A 3,188-nucleotide genomic window follows, 5' to 3' on the forward strand; every position below is an offset into this window, starting at 1 on the left:
GCATTGAATATGGCTAAAAAAGGTGGAAAAATTGCAGCCGTTCCAGTTGATGGCTGGACTCAAATGGTTGTTTACAGAAAAGATCTATTTGCTGCAGCTGGTTTAGAACCACCAACTTCATATGCAAATATAGTTAAAGCTGTAAACGAATTATCAAGTAATGATATGTTTGGTTTTGTAGCTGCTACTAAAACAGACGAAAACTTTATGAGCCAAGTACTTGAACATGTACTTTTAGCTAATGGGGTCAACTTTGTTAAAAAAGGTGGAACTAAAAAACAAGGTAAGGCTTTAAAGAATTCTTTAGAGTTTTATAAAGTAATTGCTAAAGCAAGTCCTCCAGGAGAATTATTCTGGAAACAATCAAGAGCTTTATACTTTGCTGGAAAAACACCAATGATTATTTGGTCTCCATTTATTATGGATGAGTTAGCAGGATTAAGAGATTCTGCTCCACCAACAATAAATAGTGACCCAACATCACCAGAGCTTGCATCTAAAACTGGTTTCATTACAAATTTTAGTGGACCTAATAATAGAAAAGGTGCTGCTTGGGCAGATGTAAGATACTTTGGAATAACTGCAGATGCAGATACTGATGAAGCTAAAAAATTTATAGAGTATTCAATGAGTGAAGGTTATACAGCAACATTAGGAATTGCTCCTGAAGGAAAATTTCCAGTAAGAAGAGGGAACAAGAGTGATCCTAATGCTTATACTAAAGCTTGGAGTAAATTACCAGTTGGTGTAGATAGAAAAGCTCCTTTGACTGACCTTTATTCTGCAGATGTTATTGATAACATCGTAGCAGGTTTAGATACTGCAAACAGATGGGGTGTTAAAGAGGGTGAGCTATCTAGAGCATCAAAAATCATTAATTCTCAATTCTTAAATAGAATCACTAGAGAATATATTGATGATCAAATCTCAGTTGACGAAGCAGTTAAGAAAATTAACGCTGAATTAGCTAAGTTTTAAATAATAAATTTATAAAGAGCGGATAATATTTTATTATCCGCTTTTTATTATGAGTGATTCATTATCAAAATTAGAAAAAAGAACTGCTTACACTTTAGTTTTACCTGCAGTCCTGTTAGTTTTTGCTATTGTTCTATTTCCTATATTTGCAAATGTTTGGATCAGTTTTAAAGACATTGAATTAAAAGACATTAGAATTCCTGAACCAAGGGCAAAGAAAATTGTTAAATCAATTTCAGAAAATCAATCAGAATTAAAAATTATTTATAAATTACGAAATAGTTCTTTAATTCAAGAAATAAGAAATGTTAAGTTCCAAGATAAGTTTCCAAAAGATATTTTGCCGGTAAATTTAGATCCAAGATGTAATTTTCAATCTAAAAAAGTTATGTGTAATTTTGGAAATTGGCAGGAAAAATATAGGGAAAATTTTGAAATAACCATAAAGAATAACAATGGTGAAATAATTGATAAAAGAATAATTAAATCACAAAAACCAATTTTAAGTGGAAAAGCAGATAACCCACTACTCACTACAAATTTTACTATAGAAAATTTTAAAAAAGTTTTTTATGAAAATAATTTTGTTGAATTACTGTTAACAACATTTTACTTCACTTTTTTTGGAACGGTTGGTGCTATTATCTTTGGAATTTTGGCTGCTCAATTAGTTAATCAGAATATTCAAGGTCGAACATATATGCGAGGTATTTTGCTTTTTCCTTATGTGGGTCCTGTGGTTGCTTTAGCTTATACTTGGACATTATTATTAGATCCAAATAGTGGAACTTTGAATGCGCTGCTGGTTAATTTTAATATTATAGAAAAACCAATTAATTTATTGGGCCAAAAATATATAACAATGAGTATTTTAGGTTTTGAATTAAAATTAAGGCTAGCTTTAACTACAGTCATATTTTTTGAAATTTGGCGCTATTTTCCGCTCGCTTTTCTTTTTATTTTAGCAAGATTACAAGCCATTCCACAAACTTTGTATGAAGCAGCTGAAGTTGATGGCGCAAGCCCACTCCAAAAATTTATCCACATAACGTTGCCTCAAATTACAGCAATCATTTCAATTTTATTCATGATTAGGTTTATTTGGAACTTTAACAAATTTGAAGATATTTTTTTATTAACGGGTGGAGCTTCAGGTACTAGAACTTTACCTATTAATGTTTATCAACAAGGATTTGCAGTATCAGATATTGGGATGGGCTCAGCTGTTTCAATTGTAATTGTAATGTTACTTATTAGTTTCATGGTTATTTATTTTAGATTAATTGGAAAGAGGGCTAATGAGGTTTAAAACTATTTTAATATTTTTGATCTTTTCTTCTTTTTTTCTGACATCTATTTTATCAATTTGGAAAATCATGGCTACACTTCAAGGTATAAATTTTACCAATTTAAACATCACTCTAGTTTTCATAATTAGCATCTTATTATCTTTTGTATTTGTTTTAATTGGTGATAGGATTAATCACTTAATAAAGATTTTCTCATTATCATTTTTGTTTTCTATTTCATATTTTTACTATAATGAAACCTCTCCATTTTGGTACATCCTTGGAGTTTTCTTAATTACTTTATTTTTTACCAACAAGCTTAAAAATTATAGTATGCAATCTTTACAGGAAGATTTCATATCCGAAAAAATTATTTTTGATTTCATCACCTTATTTGGTATAGCTTTTTTTGCATTCGTAATTTTATTTCCATTTTATATTATGCTTGTTACAAGTTTTAAAACTCAGATAGCTTTATTAGTTAATCCTTTAGATTTTAGTCTAGATTTCACAAAAAGCTTTACGGAGTTGTTCAAATCTTATTTTGTGATTTTTGAAACATATAATTTTGGAAGATACATTTTGATTAGCTCTGCTGTTTCAATTGGAACTGTTATTGTCACACTATTGTTTGCAATTCCTGCAGCTTATGCAGTCGCTAGATTAAATTTCTTTGGCAAAAATTTTTTATCAACTTCGATTTTAATTATTTATATGTTTCCAGCTATAGTATTAGTAATCCCCTTGTATACCGTGTTTAGTCAACTTGGATTAAGAAATTCAGTTTTTGGTCTTTTAATAGTTTACACAGCTACAACTCTGCCAGTCGCTATATACATGCTGCAAGGATATTTCAAAAGTATTCCAAAAGAAATTGAAGATGCAGGAATTATGGATGGTCAGAATTGGTTTGGCATAATA

3 protein-coding genes are annotated in these 3,188 nt (G+C 29.9%); all 3 read left to right on the forward strand.

What is annotated here, in order from left to right:
• On the forward strand, positions 1-978 hold a 978-nt coding region (locus AMN95_RS00110), incomplete at its 5' end, for an ABC transporter substrate-binding protein (protein WP_075521984.1).
• Between the two features lie 49 nt (positions 979-1,027).
• The gene (locus tag AMN95_RS00115) at positions 1,028-2,287 is read left to right on the forward strand and encodes a carbohydrate ABC transporter permease (RefSeq protein WP_075521985.1); all 1,260 of its coding nucleotides are present in this window, start codon (positions 1,028-1,030) and stop codon (positions 2,285-2,287) included.
• A gap of 67 nt (positions 2,288-2,354) precedes the next feature.
• Positions 2,355-3,188 (forward strand): carbohydrate ABC transporter permease (locus AMN95_RS00120; RefSeq protein ID WP_218836521.1); only part of this gene is annotated, 834 nt, incomplete at its 3' end.

The sequence above is a fragment of the Candidatus Pelagibacter communis genome (assembly GCF_001180185.1).
Taxonomy (GTDB): domain Bacteria; phylum Pseudomonadota; class Alphaproteobacteria; order Pelagibacterales; family Pelagibacteraceae; genus Pelagibacter; species Pelagibacter ubique_F.

Coding starts and splice junctions, on each gene's coding strand:
- AMN95_RS00115 (WP_075521985.1), top strand. CDS start 1,028: ATGAGTGATTCATTATCAAAATTAGAAAAAAGAACTGCTTACACTTTA.